Consider the following 17,503-nt stretch of genomic DNA (forward strand, 5'->3'; position numbering starts at 1 on the left):
CTAGCGACGACACGGGAACATTCAATCCAGCGCAACACGGATAGTGCTGAGCGAAGAGACGTACTGAAAGAGACGAAATGGCAAGCTTGTAAGCGCCGGCAGAATATTAGCGCAGGAAGATTCTTTCGCACCATTACAATTGACGAATATTTCTGTAAGAGTCGCGTCTTCACAACAGGCGGAAAATTTCCAGTTGTTACGATCCCAATCGATCGCCGCCCTCGCGTGAGCGGTAAAAAATTTCTTCTTGCCTGCGTCGCAAATATCTGCATCTTCAACTGTGCAACTTTGCCGGTAGCCACTGGCAGGCTGTTCCACTGAAGATCAATGCAGTAGTTCGCAAAGTGCAAAGTTTATTTTTCAACATGGCACCTGAATTTCCGTAAAACAAGCCAGCACCGCAAACGTTTGGTCATGCTCAAATGAAGCGAAAATAGGTCAATTGGGACAATTGTTAAAATAGGTTAGCGGCCTCAAATCTGAAGCGCAACACCTGTTTCGATCCGATTCGTTCGTTCGCCATCCATACGATAGACGTGCGGCGCAGTCGAGACGTCATCACAGATGTCTCGACGATCGGGGGGCCTGCTCGCATTGCCCCCGTTGTTGCATCTTTGCCAAAGCAGTTCTTCAGCCTATCTGTCAGGCATTAGTTTGATATAAAAATTATCACGAGTTGTGCGCGATCGCGCAACTGCGATGCAACGCATTTCATGATTGGCCCAGCGGCACCCTTGTCGCAGTTCACATTGCTCACCGTAACGCTGGCATTCGCAACTGCGCGACCTACCGCGACCGGCTATCGTGTTGAACGACAACGCCAGCGCGTCCGCCACGCTCGCCGCACTCTCGGTGGTTGATCGCGTCTCTCGCACTGTTTGCAGAGGACGTCGATCGTTTGCGCCAGCGCGATCGATTCGGCTTACCTCGAGGCCGGTTTCCACTCGTGGAGCGACGATCTGCGTATCCGATCCCACGTGCGTTACCTTGATGATCATCCAGTGCTTATTCGCGCCGGAGTAATTGGGAGGTGCCCGTGCCGATGTTCGCGCTTGACCTCGACTGAGTTTCCCGCGTGGACTCCATCGGCGAGTTGGCCCCTGGAGGCGCAGGCACGAATACAATTAAACCACAGCGTTAGCCCCAGTTGTCGTTGGTTTCGTTCTGCGCGTGCGCGTCAAGACATGGCAAGACGAGGTCGCGATCAAATGCACTTCACGCAGAGAAGAGCTACAGGAATGCGATCGAGACACGCCGGCGTGGCGGCTTTCGTTGGGTGCCCGCAGTTGCATGTGCGCACGAATCGACATGCACACTCAAAGCCGTCCCGATTTCGGCACGCGCAGGACAGCGTCACCGCCTCTGTTTCAATGGCTTATGGCAGGTACCCTCGCCCGACGTCCAGTACACCGCAATAGCTTCTTCTTTCGGCACGAATTTCTTTCTCAACAATACATATAGGACCCGCACCTAAAACAGCGAAACAGGTCCTCTGTAACCATGCGTGGCCATGGCGATCAGCATCGCGGACAGCGCCGGCAGCAACAGATCTAGTACTTTGTAGGCGTCCCAGTGCCATGGGAGCCAGCCAATCGCCCAGGTGTAAGCGTGCGACTCGAAAGCAAGCAATTCTTCCTTATCCAAGGTTTCGAGTTCACACTCGAGTTTTTTGCGCGACCAATACCAGACGATTACGGCAAGGGCTCCAATTCGGAAGTCGAACAGTAGCCCAACCGGTGTCTGCACCAGCAACCCTTCCAGACAGTGAGACAGGGACATGCGCCACCTTGCCGCCGCGAACCAGTCAAGTAGAGACGTCATTGGAATATCCTCCTTGTTCCAACCTGCCAATGTTTCAAATTGAATTGGCTTCATCTTAACTGCACGTTGAGTTTCCGGGTTATGCGGTATTCCGATGCTATCGCGTGCCAACTGCCGTCATGTCCCCCGCGCCGATAGCCCGTGGACGTATGTGATGTAACCAGGCTGTGCCGACACCCGAATCATGCCGCGCCAAGGTCGCGGATCAGATCGATCATGTCTTTTCTGACCGTCGAGTCGGCATGCGGTCGCAACGGGTACCCCCGACCTCCGGAGGTACCACGAGTTGGAAGCGAAAGGTCCGCCTTCGGCCAGCCAGGTATTACCCTCCGCTGTAGGGTGTGGCACTCCCTCATCCGGGCGCGAGAGGGACTTGAACCGTCCTGAACAAACGCGCTGCTCAGGGCACACTACGGTATCTGCCGAGTTCTCGCCCCGGCTCGAAGCCCCTGCCCTTTCAGGCATGAGGCGAGCCATTTCGCCCTGCTCACTAAAGCTCCGCGATTTCGTACTTGCTCGCTCCGCTGGACATCGCCTTCCATACGGTCTTTGCTCATCGTCTCGCGATTCACGCTCCACGTCGGGTTTCGTCACTCGGTCACCCTCCTGCGGTTGCGCTTCGCTTCGTCCGCCGTGACCAGCGTATGGCGAGACTTGCACCAGCGGGAATGCGCCGATTCCAGGCGTACATGACAAAAGCCCCGCAAGAACTTTCATTCTTACGGGGCTTCTCTTTTGACGCTAAAGCGTTATCCGCTTAGCGCGACATCATATTCATGCTGACGTTATGCAACACCCACAACGTCCCGCCAACCACGATAACAGCGGTCAGCACCGTGAACGCAAACGCCGTCACATTCCAGCGCTGCGACGACGACGTGTTCATGTGCAGGAAGAACACCAGATGCACGAGGATCTGCACGAACGCCAGACCCGCGATCGCGAGCAACGCGCTCTGGCCCGTCAACGTGCCGGTCATCACGATCGCGAAGGCCGCGACGGTCAGAATGACGGAGAGCACGAAGCCCGCCGTATAGCTGCCGAAGCTGCCGTGACCGCCTTCCGAGTGTGCGCCATGGGCGCTATGACTATGATCCATTTAGATCACGCTCGCAAGATAGACAAAGGTGAAAACGCCGATCCACACGACGTCGAGGAAGTGCCAGAAAAGGCTCAGGCACGTCAGACGGATCATGTCGCGTTCGGTCAGGTCGCGATGACGCATCACCTGCAGCGCCAGCACGACCATCCAGATCAGGCCGAACGTCACGTGCAGGCCGTGCGTGCCGACCAGCGTGAAGAACGACGACAGGAACGCGCTGCGGCTCGGACCCGCGCCTTCGGCGATCAGGTGCGAGAACTCGCGCATTTCCAGCACGAGGAACGCGAGGCCCAGCAGGAACGTCACGCCGAGCCAGCCGAGCAGCACGCCCTTGCGGTTCTTGTGCGCGCCGAGCATCGCGAAGCCGTACGTGATACTCGAGAGCAGCAGCATCGTCGTTTCAAGTGCGACGCCCGGAATCTCGAACAGGTCCTTGCCGCTCGGACCGCCCGCGAACTGGTGGCTCATCACCGCGAACACCGCGAACAGCGCCGCGAAGATGATGCAGTCGGTCATCAGGTACAGCCAGAAACCGAACACCGAGTGCGACGGCACATGGTCCGGCGCGAGTTGCGGCTCAACCGCAATTGTCTTCTGTAACATCAGTCCACCTCCAGCGCGACCTGCTTGCCGGCGCTTGCGCCGACACCGGCCACGGCACCAGCACCGCCGTTGCGATTCTCTTCAATCAGCGCAACAGTGTCGGCAGGAATGTAATAGCCGTCGTTGTCCATGAAGCTGTAGATGATCACGGTGGCGATCGCGCCGACCGCGCCAACGATCGCAAGCCACCAGATGTGCCACACACCGGCAAAACCGAGCACCAGCGAGAACAGACCCACCAACAGACCCGCGGACGTATTCGACGGCATGTGAATGTCGCGATACGCCGGCACTTTCACACCGCCCTTGCGCGACTTCATTTCGGTGAACGCGTCGAGCGAGCGGACGTCCGGGATGTGCGCGAAGTTATAAGCCGGCGGCGGCGAACTCGTCGCCCATTCCAGCGTATGACCGTCCCACGGATCGCCCGTGAGGTCGCGGTTTTCCTTCAGGTTGCGATCGCGGATGCTGACGACCAGTTGCAGCAGTTGGCAAGCGATACCGATCGCGATCAGCACCGCGCCGAACGCGGCGGCGATCAGCCACGGATGCCAGGTCGGGTTGTCGTAGTGGTTCAGACGACGCGTCATGCCCATGAAGCCGAGCACGTACAGCGGCGTGAACGCAACCCAGAAGCCGATCTGCCAGAACCAGAACGCGGCCTTGCCGAGCTTCTCGTTCAGCTTGAAGCCGAACGCCTTCGGGAACCAGTAGTTGAAGCCGGCCAGATAGCCGAACAGCACGCCACCGATAATTACGTTATGGAAGTGAGCGATCAGGAACAGGCTGTTGTGCAGCATGAAGTCCGCGCCCGGAATCGCCATCATCACGCCGGTCATACCGCCGATCGTGAAAGTGATGATGAAGCCGATCGTCCACAAAACCGGCGTCGTGAATTGCAGACGGCCCTTGTAGATCGTGAACAGCCAGTTGAACACTTTGACGCCAGTCGGGATCGAGATGATCATCGTCGCGATACCGAAGAACGCATTGACGTCCGCGCCGGAACCCATCGTGAAGAAGTGGTGCAACCACACGAGGAACGACAGCACCATGATCGCGCAGGTCGCCCACACCATCGTCTTGTAGCCGAACAGCGGCTTTTTAGCGAAGGTCGCGACGACTTCCGAGAAGATACCGAACGCCGGCAGGATCAGGATGTACACCTCGGGGTGACCCCATGCCCAGATCAGGTTCAGGTACAGCATCGCGTTGCCGCCGGCATCGTTCGTGAAGAAGTGCATGCCGAGGTAACGGTCCAGACCGAGCAGCGCGAGCGTGACGGTCAGGATCGGGAACGACGCCATGATCAGCACGTTGGTGCACAGCGCGGTCCACGTGAACACCGGCATCTTCATGAACGACATGCCCGGCGCGCGCATCTTCACGATGGTCACGAAGAAGTTCACCCCGGTCAGCAACGTGCCGATACCGGAGAGCTGCAAGCTCCACAGGTAGTAGTCGACGCCGACGCCGGGGCTGAACTGCAATTCGGACAGCGGCGGATAAGCGAGCCAGCCCGTCTGCGCGAATTCACCGATCACCAGCGAGATATTGATCAGGATCGCGCTGATTGCCGTCATCCAGAAGCTCAGCGAGTTGATGAACGGGAACGCGACGTCGCGTGCGCCGATCTGCAGGGGCACGATGAGGTTCATCAGACCGACCATGAACGCCATCGCCATGAAGAAGATCATGATGACGCCGTGCGCGGTGAAGATCTGGTCGTAGTGATGCGGCGGCAAAAAGCCCGGGGCCAGGTACGACAGCGCCAGTTGCATACGCATCATGATCGCGTCGGCGAAGCCGCGCAGCAGCATGATGAAGGCAATGACGATATACATGACACCGATCTTCTTGTGGTCGACCGAGGTCAACCATTCGGCCCACAAGTAGCGCCATTTGCCGAAATACGTGATTGCGCCGAGCACGGCCAGCGCAGCGAGAATCATCCCCGCGCCCGCCGTAACGATGATTGGCTCGTGATACGGGATCGCATCGAGCGTTAGTTTTCCGAACATGCGTTACCCCTTAGGCGCACAGTTAGCGTCCTTGTTGTCGAGGACGTTGCCGTTGTTGTAGCGGGCGATGATGTTGTTGAACAGCTTCGGATCGACCGTCGAAAAGTACCGCACCGGGTCCTTTTCGCTCGGCTCGGACACCGCGTGATAGCGGTCCATGTCGAGACGATCCGACGAAGCGCGAACCTTGGCGACCCACGCGTTGAAGTCTTCAGGAGAGCTGGCGAGCGTGCGGAACTTCATGTCCGAGAAGCCCTTGCCGCTGAAGTTTGCCGAGGTGCCCGCGTAGTCGCCGGCGTGATCGGCGATCAGGTGCAGGCGCGTCTGCATGCCCGCCATCGCGTAGATCTGGCCGCCCAGCTGCGGGATGAAGAACGAGTTCATCACCGTGTCCGACGTGATCCGGAAGTTCACCGGCGTGCCGACCGGGATCGCGAGCTGGTTCACCGACGCGATGCCGAGGTCCGGATAGATGAAGAGCCACTTCCAATCGAGCGCGACGACTTCGACGTTGATCGGCTTGACCTGCGATTCGAGCGGGCGATACGGATCGAGCTCATGCGTCGTCCGCCACGTCAACACTGCGAGGAACAGAATGATCAAAGTCGGAATCGTCCAGACGACGACTTCAACCGCGGTGGAATGCGTCCACCCTGGCTGGTAGTCGGCGTTCCTGTTCGATGCGCGGTAACGCCACGCGAAAAACAGTGTCATCAGAATCACCGGCACCACGACGATCAGCATGGCCCACACCGAAGTCGCGATCAGATCACGCTCCGCGAGTCCCACACTCCCCTTCGGATTCAGAATATCGAGGTTGCTGCAACCCGAAAGCAGCAACATGAGGCTGGCGGAAATGAAACTTGCCGGCCTTCTCAGCGTCCGTCCTTTCATATCCACTGCCTCGTTTTTTTGACTTCAACGAACGTCATTCGACGGCTCTCCATTAATAAGCGCTCGCATAATAGGGGGGCATCGGATGCTAATAAACACTCGATTTAGCAACGAACTATTGCGTCGCGACGCAGTGCGACACGTTGCCGCATCTCCCCGCGCACCCTATTCACCAGCGTCGTTTGCGACGCTTCGAAACGAAGCATCGAAAAGCTGACGCATCGCAAAAGTCCCCTGAAATAAGCGCTAAAAATCGCTGGACGCGCAGCGGTTTTCGACGTACTGCAACACGCATGCATTCACAAAGGGATTGATAACGACGCGCAAAAGCGCAAGAGCGTCGCCGCATCCTGACGCGCGGATGCGACAACGACTCTTGCGCTCTGTTCTTTCAACCCGGAGTCTGCGTGGCGACGGGAGCCGGTCCGGGCGCCGCTGCCTGCAGATGCTCGCCGCCCTCCGTCGGCACGGAGTCCGAAGGCAGCGCCGAGCGTTCCGATTGCGCGAGCAGCGTGGCGACCGACGGATCGATCGCATCGGTGAACGGCTTCGGGTCGAGACCGATCGCGAGCACCAGCAGCGCCAACGCACCGAGCAGCGCGAACTCGCGCTTGCCGAGGTCCTTCAGCTTCGCCACGCGCGCGTTGGCAATCGCACCGAAGATCACGCGCTTGTACATCCACAGCGTGTAGGCCGCGCTCAGAATCAGGGTGGTCGCGGCGATCGCACCGATCCAGAAGTTGAAGCGGATCGCGCCCATCAGCACCATGAATTCGCCGACGAAACCCGACGTGCCCGGCAGACCGATGTTGGCCATCGAGAACAGCATCACGAAAGCGGCAAAGCGCGGCATCGTGTTGGCGACGCCGCCGTATTCGGCGATCGACGCGGATTTCGTGCGGTCGTAGAGCATGCCGGTGCACAACAGCATCGCGCCGGACACCACGCCGTACGAGATCATCTGCACGATTGCGCCGGACTGGCCGAAGCGGTTGAAGACGAACAGACCGAGCGTGACGAGGCCCATATGCGCGACCGTCGAATACGCGAGCAGGCGGCGCATGTCGGTCTGCACGAGTGCGAGCAGGCTCGAATAGATCACCGCGACGAGCGACAGCGTGATCATCATCGGCGCGAAGAAATGGCTCGCTTGCGGCGCGATCGGCAGCGCGAAACGCAGCAGACCGTAACCGCCGATCTTCAGCATGCCGATCATCACCGCGGCGCCCGTCGGGCCGTCGAGGTGCACGTCGGGCAGCCACGTGTGCAGCGGCCACATCGGCACCTTCACGCCGAACGCGGCAAGGAAGCCGAGGAAGATCAGCGCCTGCGGCACCATGTCGAGGTGCGCTTCGCGCCACACGGCGAGGTCGAAGCTGTGCGTCTGGCTATACAGGTAGAGCAGCGACATCAGCATCATCAGCGAGCCGAGGAACGACACGAAGAAGAACTTCACCGCCGCGTACGCGCGGTTCTTGTGACCGTAGGTGCCGATCAGCAGATACAGCGGGATCAGCGTCGCCTCGAACGCAATGAAGAACATCATGCCGTCGAGGGACGTGAACACACCCTGCATGAAGCCCGACAGCATCAGGAACGCGCCGAAGTACTGCGCGGTGCGCTGCGTGATCGACTCCCACGATGCGATCACGATGATGATCGTCGTCAGCGCGGTCAGCGCGACGAGCCACAGCGAAATCCCGTCGATTCCCACATGCCATGCGATATCGAACGTCGGCGACCAGCGGACGTTCTCGACGAACTGCATCGAGGTCACGTCGTTACGGAAACTCGTCACGAGCGGGATCACCGGCAAGAAACCCGCCACCGCGCCGATCAGCGCGAGCCAGCGCGTGCGATTACGCGCCGCGTCCGACCCGGCGCGCAGAACCACGAACCCGGCGACGATGGGGATCCAGATGAGAAGACTTAGGAGAGGCAATGGCATGTGCTCTGTCAAAACTTGAAGTACAAAACGCCGCGTCAACGCCCCCTTGAAACAAGCAGACATTGAAATGGAAATGTAAGTTGGAGTTCGCTGAAATTGACGCGTGGAGCGGTTTCCCGCTACACGTTTACCCGCAGCCGACTGACCAAGGGTGGGAGATTACCAAGATAAGAATAATTTTGCATCGCAACAGCCGCGAAATCCGCGCCACAATACATTGTTGCGACGTGGGCGCTTGCAAAATGGATCGAAATGTGCACTTGCACATTGTTACAAATGCGTCGTTAGGCCTTGGCAGTTTGGCAGCAAAAGCTGGCAATTAGCCGGAGGTTGGCCGCTGTTAGACATTCGCTGTTTATGGGGCTGGTTCGACTGGAACGGATCGTGCTGTCGAATGCTTTTTGACGGCCGCGGACGAGCGGCAACCAAACAAAAATTTGCCTCGTCGGCGATAAAAAAATTTTTGTACGAGCGGTCTAAACCGACCGACGAGGAGGTCGCCAGCGGTGCCGCGCGCCTCGATCAAGGTGCGCTGAAAATGTTCCACTCCAGGCGCACGAATCTTCCGTTTTCCTTACACGGACCGGCGCCGCGCCATGGTAACTGCTGCAGAAACTCGCGCGGCGAGGCACACTCAATTCGCGCAGCGGGCTCCCCTCGCCCGACTCCTTTTCCGGACCTCCTCGCATGGCGCTTCGTGACGACGTCGTACCCGCACTCGAATGCCGCGGCCTCAGCAAGCGGTACGGCACCGGCCGCATCGTGCTCGCGCGGCTCGACTTCACACTCGCTGCGGGCGAGTTCGTCGCGATCATGGGCGACTCGGGCGTCGGCAAGTCGACATTGCTCAACCTGATCGCCGGGCTCGACCGCGCCGATAGCGGCAGCGTGCTAATCGACGGACGCCCGGTCGAACAACTCGACGACAACGCCGCGACGCGACTGCGGCGCCAGAAGCTCGGCTTCGTGTTCCAGGCGTTTCACGTGCTGCCGCATCTGACGCTCGCGCAGAACGTCGCGCTGCCACTGCTGCTCAATGATCTACCGACGGCCGCCGCGCTCGACATGCTCGCGGCGGTCGGCCTCGGCGGACGCGGCGACGACTTTCCGCGCGATCTCTCCGGCGGCGAATTGCAGCGTGTAGCTATTGCACGCGCACTCGTGCATCGTCCGACGCTGCTTCTCGCCGACGAACCGACCGGCAACCTCGACCCCGCCACCGCGCGCGACGTGCTCGGCCTGTTCCGCGCGCAAAGCAAGGCGACCGGCGCGGCGACGATCATGGTCACGCATTCCGAGGCCGCGGCCGCCGTGGCGGACCGCGTGTTGATCCTGAGCGACGGCGACTTGCATGGCGCGCGCGACAAGGCCGCGAACGTCGCGCACGCCGCGGCCCGCTCGACCCACGATGGCCGTTGACCTTCGTCCACTGCCGCGCGCGCCGGGATATCGTGTTCTCGCGCGCTGGCTGATGGTCGCGGAATGGCGCAGTCATCGCGCACGCGCACTCGTCGCCATCGCGACGATCGCGCTAGGCGTCGCGCTCGGCTACGCGGTGCAATTGATCAACAGCGCCGCCTTCAACGAATTCTCGGCGGCCGCGCGCAGTCTGTCAGGCGAAGCGGATCTGCAGGTGCGCGGCGCGCAGCCTTTCGTCGACGAGTCCCTCTATCCGCGACTCGCCAACGAACCGGGCGTGGTGCTGGCGAGTCCCGTGCTCGCGCTCGACGTCGCGGTGCCGGGCCGCACCGGCGCACTGCCCGTTCTCGGCATCGACGTCTTCAAGGCGAGGTCGATCACACCCGATCTGATCGGCGTGCCCTCGCCTGATCGCCCGTTCGACACGCTCGCCTCCGATGCGATATTTCTGTCGACGGCCGCGCAGCAATGGCTGAACGTCAAGACCGGCGACGACGTCACGCTACGCCGCGGTACGTCGGATCTGCATCTGCGCGTCGCGGGTGGGCTCGTGCGCACGCGGCCGGGTCAGCGGCTCGCGGTGATGGACATCGCCGCCGCGCAATGGCGATTCGGCAAGGTGGGCAAGCTGACGCGCGTTGACGTGCAACTCGCACGCGGCGTCGATCGGCGACGCTTCAAACGCGATCTGCAACAGCAGCTCGGCAGCACATGGGTAGTCGCCGAGACGCGCGACACCGAGAGCCGCACCGATCGCCTGTCGCGTGCTTACCGGATCAACATGAACGTGCTCGCGCTGGTCGCGCTGTTCACGGGCGCGTTCCTCGTGTTTTCGACTCAGGCACTCGGTGTCGTGCGACGCCGATCGCAATTCGCGATGCTGCGCGTGCTCGGGCTCACGCGAGCTCAGCTATTGCGGCAGATCCTGCTTGAAGGCGCGCTGCTCGGCTTGCTCGGCTCGTTGTGTGGACTTGCGCTCGGCTACGCGATGGCCAGCAGTGCGCTGCGCTTCTTCGGCAGCGATCTCGGCGGCGGCTATTTTCCGGGGGTGCAACCGCGAGTCGGCTTCGAGCCGCTCGCGAGCGCGGTGTTTCTCGCGCTCGGGGTCGCGGTGTCGGTGTTGGGCAGCGTCGCGCCCGCTATCGACGCGGCGCGCGCACGGCCTGCCCCGGCACTCAAGGCCGGTGCCGAGGAAAGCGCATTGGCGCGGCTCGCCACGCCGTGGCCGGCGTTCGGCTGTTTGCTGGCGGCCGCCGCGCTGACGCGCGTGCCGCCGTGGTTCGATGCGCCGATCGCCGGTTATCTGGCGGTCGCGTTGCTGCTCGTCGGCGGCATTGCGCTGATGCCGCGCGTGACCGCGCTGATATTCGGCGCGGCAGGCCGCGCGCGCGGCACGCGACGCCGCGCGGCCGCGACGGGCACCCTCGCGATTGCGCGTCTCGCGAATGCGCCGGGGCAGGCGTCGATCGCGATGGGCGGCGTGCTGTCGAGCTTTGCGCTGATCGTCGCGATGGCGATCATGGTGGCCAGCTTCCGCGTGTCTGTCGACGACTGGATCACGCATCTGCTGTCCGCCGATCTGTATGTGCGCGTAGCGTCGGGCGGCAATAGCGGCGACAGTGGCGGCTTGCGGCCCGACGAACAGACGCGCATCGCGAGGGTGCCCGGCATCGGCAACGCCGCGTTCGCGCGCATCACGCATCTGACGCTCGATCCCGCGCGCCCGGACGTCGCGCTGCTCGCCCGCGAAATCGACGCGACCGATCCGGGCGCGACTCTGCAGATGACCGGCGCGGTGCTGCCGCCGTCCGCGCTTCGGGCCGGCGACATACCTATTTGGGTCTCCGAAGCAATGATCGACCTGTATGGGTATGAGCTAGGTCAACGTGTGCGGTTGTCGCTCGGCGAGCATGGCCAGACGTTCGTCGTAGCCGGCGTCTGGCGCGACTACGCGCGGCAGAGCGGCGCGATCCAGATACGGCTTGCCGATTATCGGCGGCTGACCGGCGACTCCACCGCAACCGATGTCGCCTTGACCGTCGAGCCGGGCGTGACCGTCGAACGCGTCGTCGCAAGTTTGAAGGCGTTGCCGTTCGGCGCTTCGCTCGAGGTGTCGCAACCGGGCGAGATCCGTGCGCGCACGCTGGTGATCTTCGATCGCAGTTTCGCGGTCACGTATCTGCTCGAGGCGGTGGCGATCGTGATCGGATTGTTCGGCGTCGCAGCGACGTTTTCCGCGCAGACGCTCGCGCGCGCCCGTGAGTTCGGGATGTTGCGCCACGTCGGGGTGACGCGCGCGCAGATTCTCGCGATCCTCGCTTCGGAGGGCGGTCTGCTCACCGCATGCGGCATTGCGCTCGGTTTCGCGCTTGGTTTCGCGATCAGCCTGATTCTCGTGTTCGTCGTCAATCCGCAGTCGTTTCACTGGAGCATGTCGCTGCATGTACCGTGGTTCGTGCTGGGCACAGTCGCGTTGGTAATGCTGGTGCTGTCGTGTACGACGGCGGTGGTCGCGGGACGCGGCGCGGTGTCGGTGGATGCAGTGCGCGCGGTGAAGGAGGACTGGTGATGCCAGTTGCGCGGCGTGCGTGGAAAATTCGGTTGATCTGGGATAGCGCGGCCATGCGCGAGCTTTGCTCTGCGCTTGATGGCTGCGCGACGTGCATCGCGCGCCGACACGGCGGGTCACCTCCGCGGCGCCTTCAGCTTTTTTTCCGAGGGCTACTTTGGATTGGCATAGCCGCTGTGTCGCCCTCTTTCGCCGCTAGTAGCGACTCCACTGGATCCACCCCGGTCGCCTTCGCGGCAGTCACGCCAGACCATCCGATCTCGTTTCCGCGGGACAGCGGTGCTCATCCGGCTTTCCGCACCGAATGGTGGTACGCGACAGGCTGGCTCACGACGCCCGACAACCGACCGCTCGGATTCCAGATCACGTTCTTCCGTACGGCGACTGGTCACGATGCCGCCGATCCCAGCGATTTCGCCCCGTCGCAACTGATCATCGCGCACGCTGCGCTGAGCGATCCGGCCATCGGACACCTCGTTCACGATCAACGCATCGCTCGGCAGGGTCTCGGGCTCGCCTACGCGAAGACCGCCAACACCGACGTCAAACTCGACGCCTGGAAAATGATTCGCGCCGCGGACGGCCACTACGACGTCACCGCCGATGCAAGTGGATTCTCGCTACACCTCCAACTCACGCCAACGCAGCCTCCGCTGATTCAGGGCGAGCGCGGCTACTCGCGCAAAGGACCGCGGCCCGAACAGGCGAGCTATTACTACAGCGAACCGCAACTCCGCGTGACGGGCACTGTGGTGCGCCCAGCCGGAGGTGAAAACGACACGATGCGCGATGCAGCAGTGACGGGGACCGCATGGCTCGATCACGAGTGGTCGAGCACGTTGCTCGACGCCAATGCGGTCGGATGGGATTGGCTCGGCGCCAATTTGACGGACGGCTCGGCGCTAATGGCATTCAAGATCCGCAACCGCGACGGACATGCAATATGGGCCCACGCGACGCTTCGCAGACCCGATGGTCAGGTAACGAATTTCAACCCCGGTGAAGTCGACTTCACGCCGCGTCGCATGTGGCGCTCGCCGCACACGAATACTTCGTATCCGGTCTCGGTGACGGTTAGAGCGGGAACGCTGACATGGCAACTCGATCCGCTGATGGACGATCAGGAACTCGACTCACGACAGTCGACCGGTGCCGTGTATTGGGAAGGCGCGGTACGGGTGAGTCAACAGAATGCGGATGTAGGGCGAGCCTATCTGGAACTGACGGGTTACGCGGATGCGTTGCGGATCGGAAAGTAGTGAAGCGCGCAAAGTTGGCCGCGTAAACGCAAAAACCCCACCGCGGCGGGTGGGGTTTCTGACTGGGGGGGAGCCTGACGATTACCTACTTTCACACGGGCAATCCGCACTATCATCGGCGTGGAGTCGTTTCACGGTCCTGTTCGGGATGGGAAGGGGTGGGACCGACTCGCTATGGTCATCAGGCATGACGGGTTGCTGCGTCGCAGGGCTGGAGTCAACCGGTTGCGCCACAGCCAATCGGGAAGAAGCGTAAAGGATTCGAGTGGGGAGGGTTGTGTTGTTTCTGGCACAACACTGAATCCCAACCGGGCGTTTCTGTGAGCTCCCGCGGGAGTTCACACCAATCCCCTTCGGGGATCGGACCCGCGTAAGTGCTGAAGCACTACCGCGGGTCGAGACACACCTGTTATAGGATCAAGCCTTACGGGCAATTAGTATCAGTTAGCTCAGTACATTACTGTACGTGCACACCTGACCTATCAACGTCCTGGTCTTGAACGACCCTTCAAGGGGCTCGAAGCCCCGGGGATATCTCATCTTAAGGCGAGTTTCCCGCTTAGATGCTTTCAGCGGTTATCTCTTCCGAACATAGCTACCCGGCGATGCCACTGGCGTGACAACCGGTACACCAGAGGTTCGTCCACTCCGGTCCTCTCGTACTAGGAGCAGCCCCCTTCAAATATCCAGCGCCCACGGCAGATAGGGACCAAACTGTCTCACGACGTTTTAAACCCAGCTCACGTACCTCTTTAAATGGCGAACAGCCATACCCTTGGGACCGGCTACAGCCCCAGGATGAGATGAGCCGACATCGAGGTGCCAAACACCGCCGTCGATATGAACTCTTGGGCGGTATCAGCCTGTTATCCCCAGAGTACCTTTTATCCGTTGAGCGATGGCCCTTCCATACAGAACCACCGGATCACTATGACCTGCTTTCGCACCTGTTCGACTTGTCAGTCTCACAGTCAAGCACGCTTATGCCATTGCACTATCAGCACGATTTCCGACCGTACCTAGCGTACCTTCGTACTCCTCCGTTACACTTTGGGAGGAGACCGCCCCAGTCAAACTGCCTACCATGCACTGTCCCCGACCCGGATCACGGGCCAAGGTTAGAACCTCAAACAGATCAGGGTGGTATTTCAAGGACGGCTCCATTGAGACTGGCGTCCCAACTTCATAGCCTCCCACCTATCCTACACAGACCGGTTCAAAGTCCAATGCAAAGCTGCAGTAAAGGTTCATGGGGTCTTTCCGTCTAGCCGCGGGGAGATTGCATCATCACAAACACTTCAACTTCGCTGAGTCTCGGGAGGAGACAGTGTGGCCATCGTTACGCCATTCGTGCAGGTCGGAACTTACCCGACAAGGAATTTCGCTACCTTAGGACCGTTATAGTTACGGCCGCCGTTTACCGGGACTTCAATCAGGAGCTTGCACCCCATCATTTAATCTTCCGGCACCGGGCAGGCGTCACACCCTATACGTCCACTTTCGTGTTTGCAGAGTGCTGTGTTTTTATTAAACAGTCGCAGCCACCAGTTTATTGCAACCCTTTCACCCTTCTGGCGCAGGCCAGTCAGGCTATGAGGGCGTACCTTATCCCGAAGTTACGGTACCAATTTGCCGAGTTCCTTCTCCCGAGTTCTCTCAAGCGCCTTAGAATACTCATCTCGCCCACCTGTGTCGGTTTGCGGTACGGTCACTGTGAAACTGAAGCTTAGAGGCTTTTCCTGGAACCCCTTCCAGTTGCTTCGCCACCGAAGTGGCTCGCCTCGCACCCTTGAATTCTGCGCCCGGATTTGCCAAAGCGCCTTCTCCAATGCAAGGACCGGGACTTCCAACACCCGGACAACCTTCCGCGATCCGTCCCCCCATCGCATTTCACAATGGTGCAGAAATATTAATCTGCTTCCCATCAGCTACGCATTTCTGCCTCGCCTTAGGGGCCGACTCACCCTACGCCGATGAACGTTGCGTAGGAAACCTTGGGCTTACGGCGAGGGGGCCTTTCACCCCCTTTATCGCTACTCATGTCAGCATTCGCACTTCCGATACCTCCAGCACACTTTCCAGTGCACCTTCGCAGGCTTACGGAACGCTCTCCTACCATGCACATTACTGTGCATCCGCAGCTTCGGTATATGGCTTAGCCCCGTTACATCTTCCGCGCAGGACGACTCGATCAGTGAGCTATTACGCTTTCTTTAAAGGGTGGCTGCTTCTAAGCCAACCTCCTGACTGTTTTAGCCTTCCCACTTCGTTTCCCACTTAGCCATATTTGGGGACCTTAGCTGGCGGTCTGGGTTGTTTCCCTCTTGACACCGGACGTTAGCACCCGATGTCTGTCTCCCGTGATTGCACTCTTCGGTATTCGGAGTTTGCTATGGCGTAGTAATCCGCAATGGACCCCACAACCATGACAGTGCTCTACCCCCGAAGGTGAGACACGAGGCACTACCTAAATAGTTTTCGGAGAGAACCAGCTATTTCCAGGTTTGTTTAGCCTTTCACCCCTATCCACAGCTCATCCCCTAACTTTTCAACGTTAGTGGGTTCGGTCCTCCAGCACGTGTTACCGTGCCTTCAACCTGGCCATGGATAGATCACCTGGTTTCGGGTCTACACCCAGCGACTGGACGCCCTGTTCGGACTCGCTTTCGCTACGCCTGCCCTAATCGGTTAAGCTCGCCACTGAATGTAAGTCGCTGACCCATTATACAAAAGGTACGCCGTCACCCCTTCGCAGAGGCTCCGACTGTTTGTATGCATGCGGTTTCAGGATCTGTTTCACTCCCCTCCCGGGGTTCTTTTCGCCTTTCCCTCACGGTACTGGTTCACTATCGGTCGATCACGAGTATTTAGCCTTGGAGGATGGTCCCCCCATCTTCAGACAGGATTTCACGTGTCCCGCCCTACTTCTCGTACACCCAGTTCTTCCATGCTGTTTTCGTCTACAGGGCTATCACCTGCTATGGCCGCACTTTCCAGAGCGTTCGACTAACAATACAGATAACGTGTACCGGCTGATCCCATTTCGCTCGCCACTACTCTGGGAATCTCGGTTGATTTCTTTTCCTGCGGTTACTTAGATGTTTCAGTTCACCGCGTTCGCCTCACGCAGCCTATGGATTCAGCTACGGATACTCCATTAGGAGTGGGTTTCCCCATTCGGACATCTCCGGATCAATGCTCGTTTGCCAGCTCCCCGGAGCTTTTCGCAGGCTACCGCGTCCTTCATCGCCTGTGATCGCCAAGGCATCCACCACATGCACTTGTTCGCTTGACCCTATAACGGGTGTGTCTCTGTGTCGACCCACGTTAGCGCTTTAGCGCTTACGTGGGTCCCATCCCCGGAGGGGATAGACGCACTCGCTACAGGTTGAGTATTCGTGTTGCGCCGTATTCCAAAGCGATCTCTCGATCACCTTTAAAATACATCGATACAATCACAACCCTGATTCACCTACTCACACACCCATCTCCAGGTATGCTTTCGTGAATCTCTTTACTACTTCTTCCTGATTGTTAAAGAACGGCAGCCGGTATGAAGCCTGTGCCTCATACCGCTCTGACTGGCTCAATCGCCAATGCGCAACGCTCTGCCTTCATGCAGAACCCTGCGCATTGAGGATTGGTGGAGGATGACGGGATCGAACCGACGACCCCCTGCTTGCAAAGCAGGTGCTCTCCCAGCTGAGCTAATCCCCCAGTCCCACAGATACTCCAGCGGCCCCAGCCCTTCAGCTCACCAGACAAGACACTGGTGGGTCTGGATGGATTCGAACCATCGACCCCCGCCTTATCAAGACGGTGCTCTAACCGGCTGAGCTACAGACCCCTGAGCCTGTCTGCGTTTCT

10 protein-coding genes, 2 tRNA genes and 2 rRNA genes are annotated in these 17,503 nt (G+C 59.8%); 3 read left to right on the top strand and 11 right to left on the bottom strand.

Going from position 1 to position 17,503, the window contains the following annotated elements; genetic code table 11:
• Positions 1-21: 21 nt before the first annotated feature.
• The 7 genes from OKW26_RS12465 to OKW26_RS12495 all read right to left on the bottom strand — a co-directional run bounded on the left by OKW26_RS12465 (position 22) and on the right by OKW26_RS12495 (position 8,389).
• Positions 22-318 carry a hypothetical protein gene (locus tag OKW26_RS12465; RefSeq protein WP_429353801.1) on the bottom strand — a complete coding sequence of 99 codons (297 nt, stop codon included), beginning with the start codon at positions 316-318 and terminating at the stop codon, positions 22-24.
• Positions 319-1,470: 1,152 nt separating this feature from the next.
• On the bottom strand, positions 1,471-1,875 hold the full coding sequence (locus tag OKW26_RS12470) for a hypothetical protein (protein WP_429353802.1): 405 nt from the start codon (positions 1,873-1,875) through the stop codon (positions 1,471-1,473).
• A 703-nt stretch (positions 1,876-2,578) separates the two neighbouring features.
• Complete coding sequence (gene cyoD, locus OKW26_RS12475; RefSeq protein WP_090805900.1) at positions 2,579-2,920, bottom strand: cytochrome o ubiquinol oxidase subunit IV; 342 nt, start codon at positions 2,918-2,920, stop codon at positions 2,579-2,581.
• Positions 2,921-3,526 carry a cytochrome o ubiquinol oxidase subunit III gene (cyoC, locus tag OKW26_RS12480; RefSeq protein WP_018425052.1) on the bottom strand — a complete coding sequence of 202 codons (606 nt, stop codon included), beginning with the start codon at positions 3,524-3,526 and terminating at the stop codon, positions 2,921-2,923.
• The gene (gene cyoB / locus OKW26_RS12485; protein ID WP_429353803.1) at positions 3,526-5,547 is read right to left on the bottom strand and encodes a cytochrome o ubiquinol oxidase subunit I; all 2,022 of its coding nucleotides are present in this window, start codon (positions 5,545-5,547) and stop codon (positions 3,526-3,528) included. The genes cyoC and cyoB overlap by 1 nt, the downstream gene beginning before the upstream one ends.
• A gap of 3 nt (positions 5,548-5,550) precedes the next feature.
• Positions 5,551-6,441: a ubiquinol oxidase subunit II gene (gene cyoA / locus OKW26_RS12490; protein ID WP_184060279.1), complete on the bottom strand. Its 891-nt coding sequence runs from the start codon at positions 6,439-6,441 to the stop codon at positions 5,551-5,553.
• A gap of 391 nt (positions 6,442-6,832) precedes the next feature.
• Positions 6,833-8,389 carry an NADH-quinone oxidoreductase subunit M gene (locus OKW26_RS12495; RefSeq protein ID WP_429353804.1) on the bottom strand — a complete coding sequence of 519 codons (1,557 nt, stop codon included), beginning with the start codon at positions 8,387-8,389 and terminating at the stop codon, positions 6,833-6,835.
• A 687-nt stretch (positions 8,390-9,076) separates the two neighbouring features.
• Here OKW26_RS12495 and OKW26_RS12500 point away from each other — a divergent pair.
• Genes OKW26_RS12500 through OKW26_RS12510 form a run of 3 tightly spaced genes read left to right on the top strand, consistent with a single transcriptional unit; the run spans position 9,077 to position 13,636 of the window.
• Positions 9,077-9,808, top strand: a complete 732-nt coding sequence (locus tag OKW26_RS12500) for an ABC transporter ATP-binding protein (RefSeq protein WP_429353805.1) — start codon at positions 9,077-9,079, stop codon at positions 9,806-9,808.
• Positions 9,798-12,377 carry an FtsX-like permease family protein gene (locus tag OKW26_RS12505; protein WP_429353806.1) on the top strand — a complete coding sequence of 860 codons (2,580 nt, stop codon included), beginning with the start codon at positions 9,798-9,800 and terminating at the stop codon, positions 12,375-12,377. The genes OKW26_RS12500 and OKW26_RS12505 overlap by 11 nt, the downstream gene beginning before the upstream one ends.
• A 53-nt stretch (positions 12,378-12,430) precedes the next feature.
• The gene (locus tag OKW26_RS12510; protein ID WP_429354228.1) at positions 12,431-13,636 is read left to right on the top strand and encodes a lipocalin-like domain-containing protein; all 1,206 of its coding nucleotides are present in this window, start codon (positions 12,431-12,433) and stop codon (positions 13,634-13,636) included.
• A gap of 72 nt (positions 13,637-13,708) precedes the next feature.
• Here the strand turns inward: OKW26_RS12510 and rrf are convergent.
• The 4 genes from rrf to OKW26_RS12530 form a co-directional block, all read right to left on the bottom strand.
• Positions 13,709-13,822: ribosomal RNA gene (gene rrf / locus OKW26_RS12515) — 5S ribosomal RNA — on the bottom strand.
• 227 nt (positions 13,823-14,049) lie between these two features.
• A 23S ribosomal RNA gene (locus OKW26_RS12520) occupies positions 14,050-16,931 on the bottom strand.
• A gap of 346 nt (positions 16,932-17,277) precedes the next feature.
• Positions 17,278-17,353, bottom strand: a tRNA-Ala gene (locus tag OKW26_RS12525).
• Between the two features lie 53 nt (positions 17,354-17,406).
• A tRNA-Ile gene (locus OKW26_RS12530) sits at positions 17,407-17,483 on the bottom strand.
• Between the last annotated feature and the right edge of the window lie 20 nt (positions 17,484-17,503).

Source organism: Paraburkholderia sp. 32, assembly GCF_050435345.1.
In the GTDB taxonomy this organism is placed as follows: Bacteria; Pseudomonadota; Gammaproteobacteria; order Burkholderiales; family Burkholderiaceae; genus Paraburkholderia; species Paraburkholderia tuberum.

What these genes read in the sequence shown, in the direction of transcription:
- OKW26_RS12470 (WP_429353802.1), bottom strand. Translation starts at nt 1,875, where the DNA reads ATGAAGCCAATTCAATTTGAAACATTGGCAGGTTGGAACAAGGAGGAT.
- cyoD (WP_090805900.1), bottom strand. Translation starts at nt 2,920, where the DNA reads ATGGATCATAGTCATAGCGCCCATGGCGCACACTCGGAAGGCGGTCAC.
- cyoC (WP_018425052.1), bottom strand. Translation starts at nt 3,526, where the DNA reads ATGTTACAGAAGACAATTGCGGTTGAGCCGCAACTCGCGCCGGACCAT.
- cyoB (WP_429353803.1), bottom strand. Translation starts at nt 5,547, where the DNA reads ATGTTCGGAAAACTAACGCTCGATGCGATCCCGTATCACGAGCCAATC.
- cyoA (WP_184060279.1), bottom strand. Translation starts at nt 6,441, where the DNA reads ATGAAAGGACGGACGCTGAGAAGGCCGGCAAGTTTCATTTCCGCCAGC.
- OKW26_RS12495 (WP_429353804.1), bottom strand. Translation starts at nt 8,389, where the DNA reads ATGCCATTGCCTCTCCTAAGTCTTCTCATCTGGATCCCCATCGTCGCC.
- OKW26_RS12500 (WP_429353805.1), top strand. Translation starts at nt 9,077, where the DNA reads ATGGCGCTTCGTGACGACGTCGTACCCGCACTCGAATGCCGCGGCCTC.
- OKW26_RS12505 (WP_429353806.1), top strand. Translation starts at nt 9,798, where the DNA reads ATGGCCGTTGACCTTCGTCCACTGCCGCGCGCGCCGGGATATCGTGTT.
- OKW26_RS12510 (WP_429354228.1), top strand. Translation starts at nt 12,431, where the DNA reads ATGCGCGAGCTTTGCTCTGCGCTTGATGGCTGCGCGACGTGCATCGCG.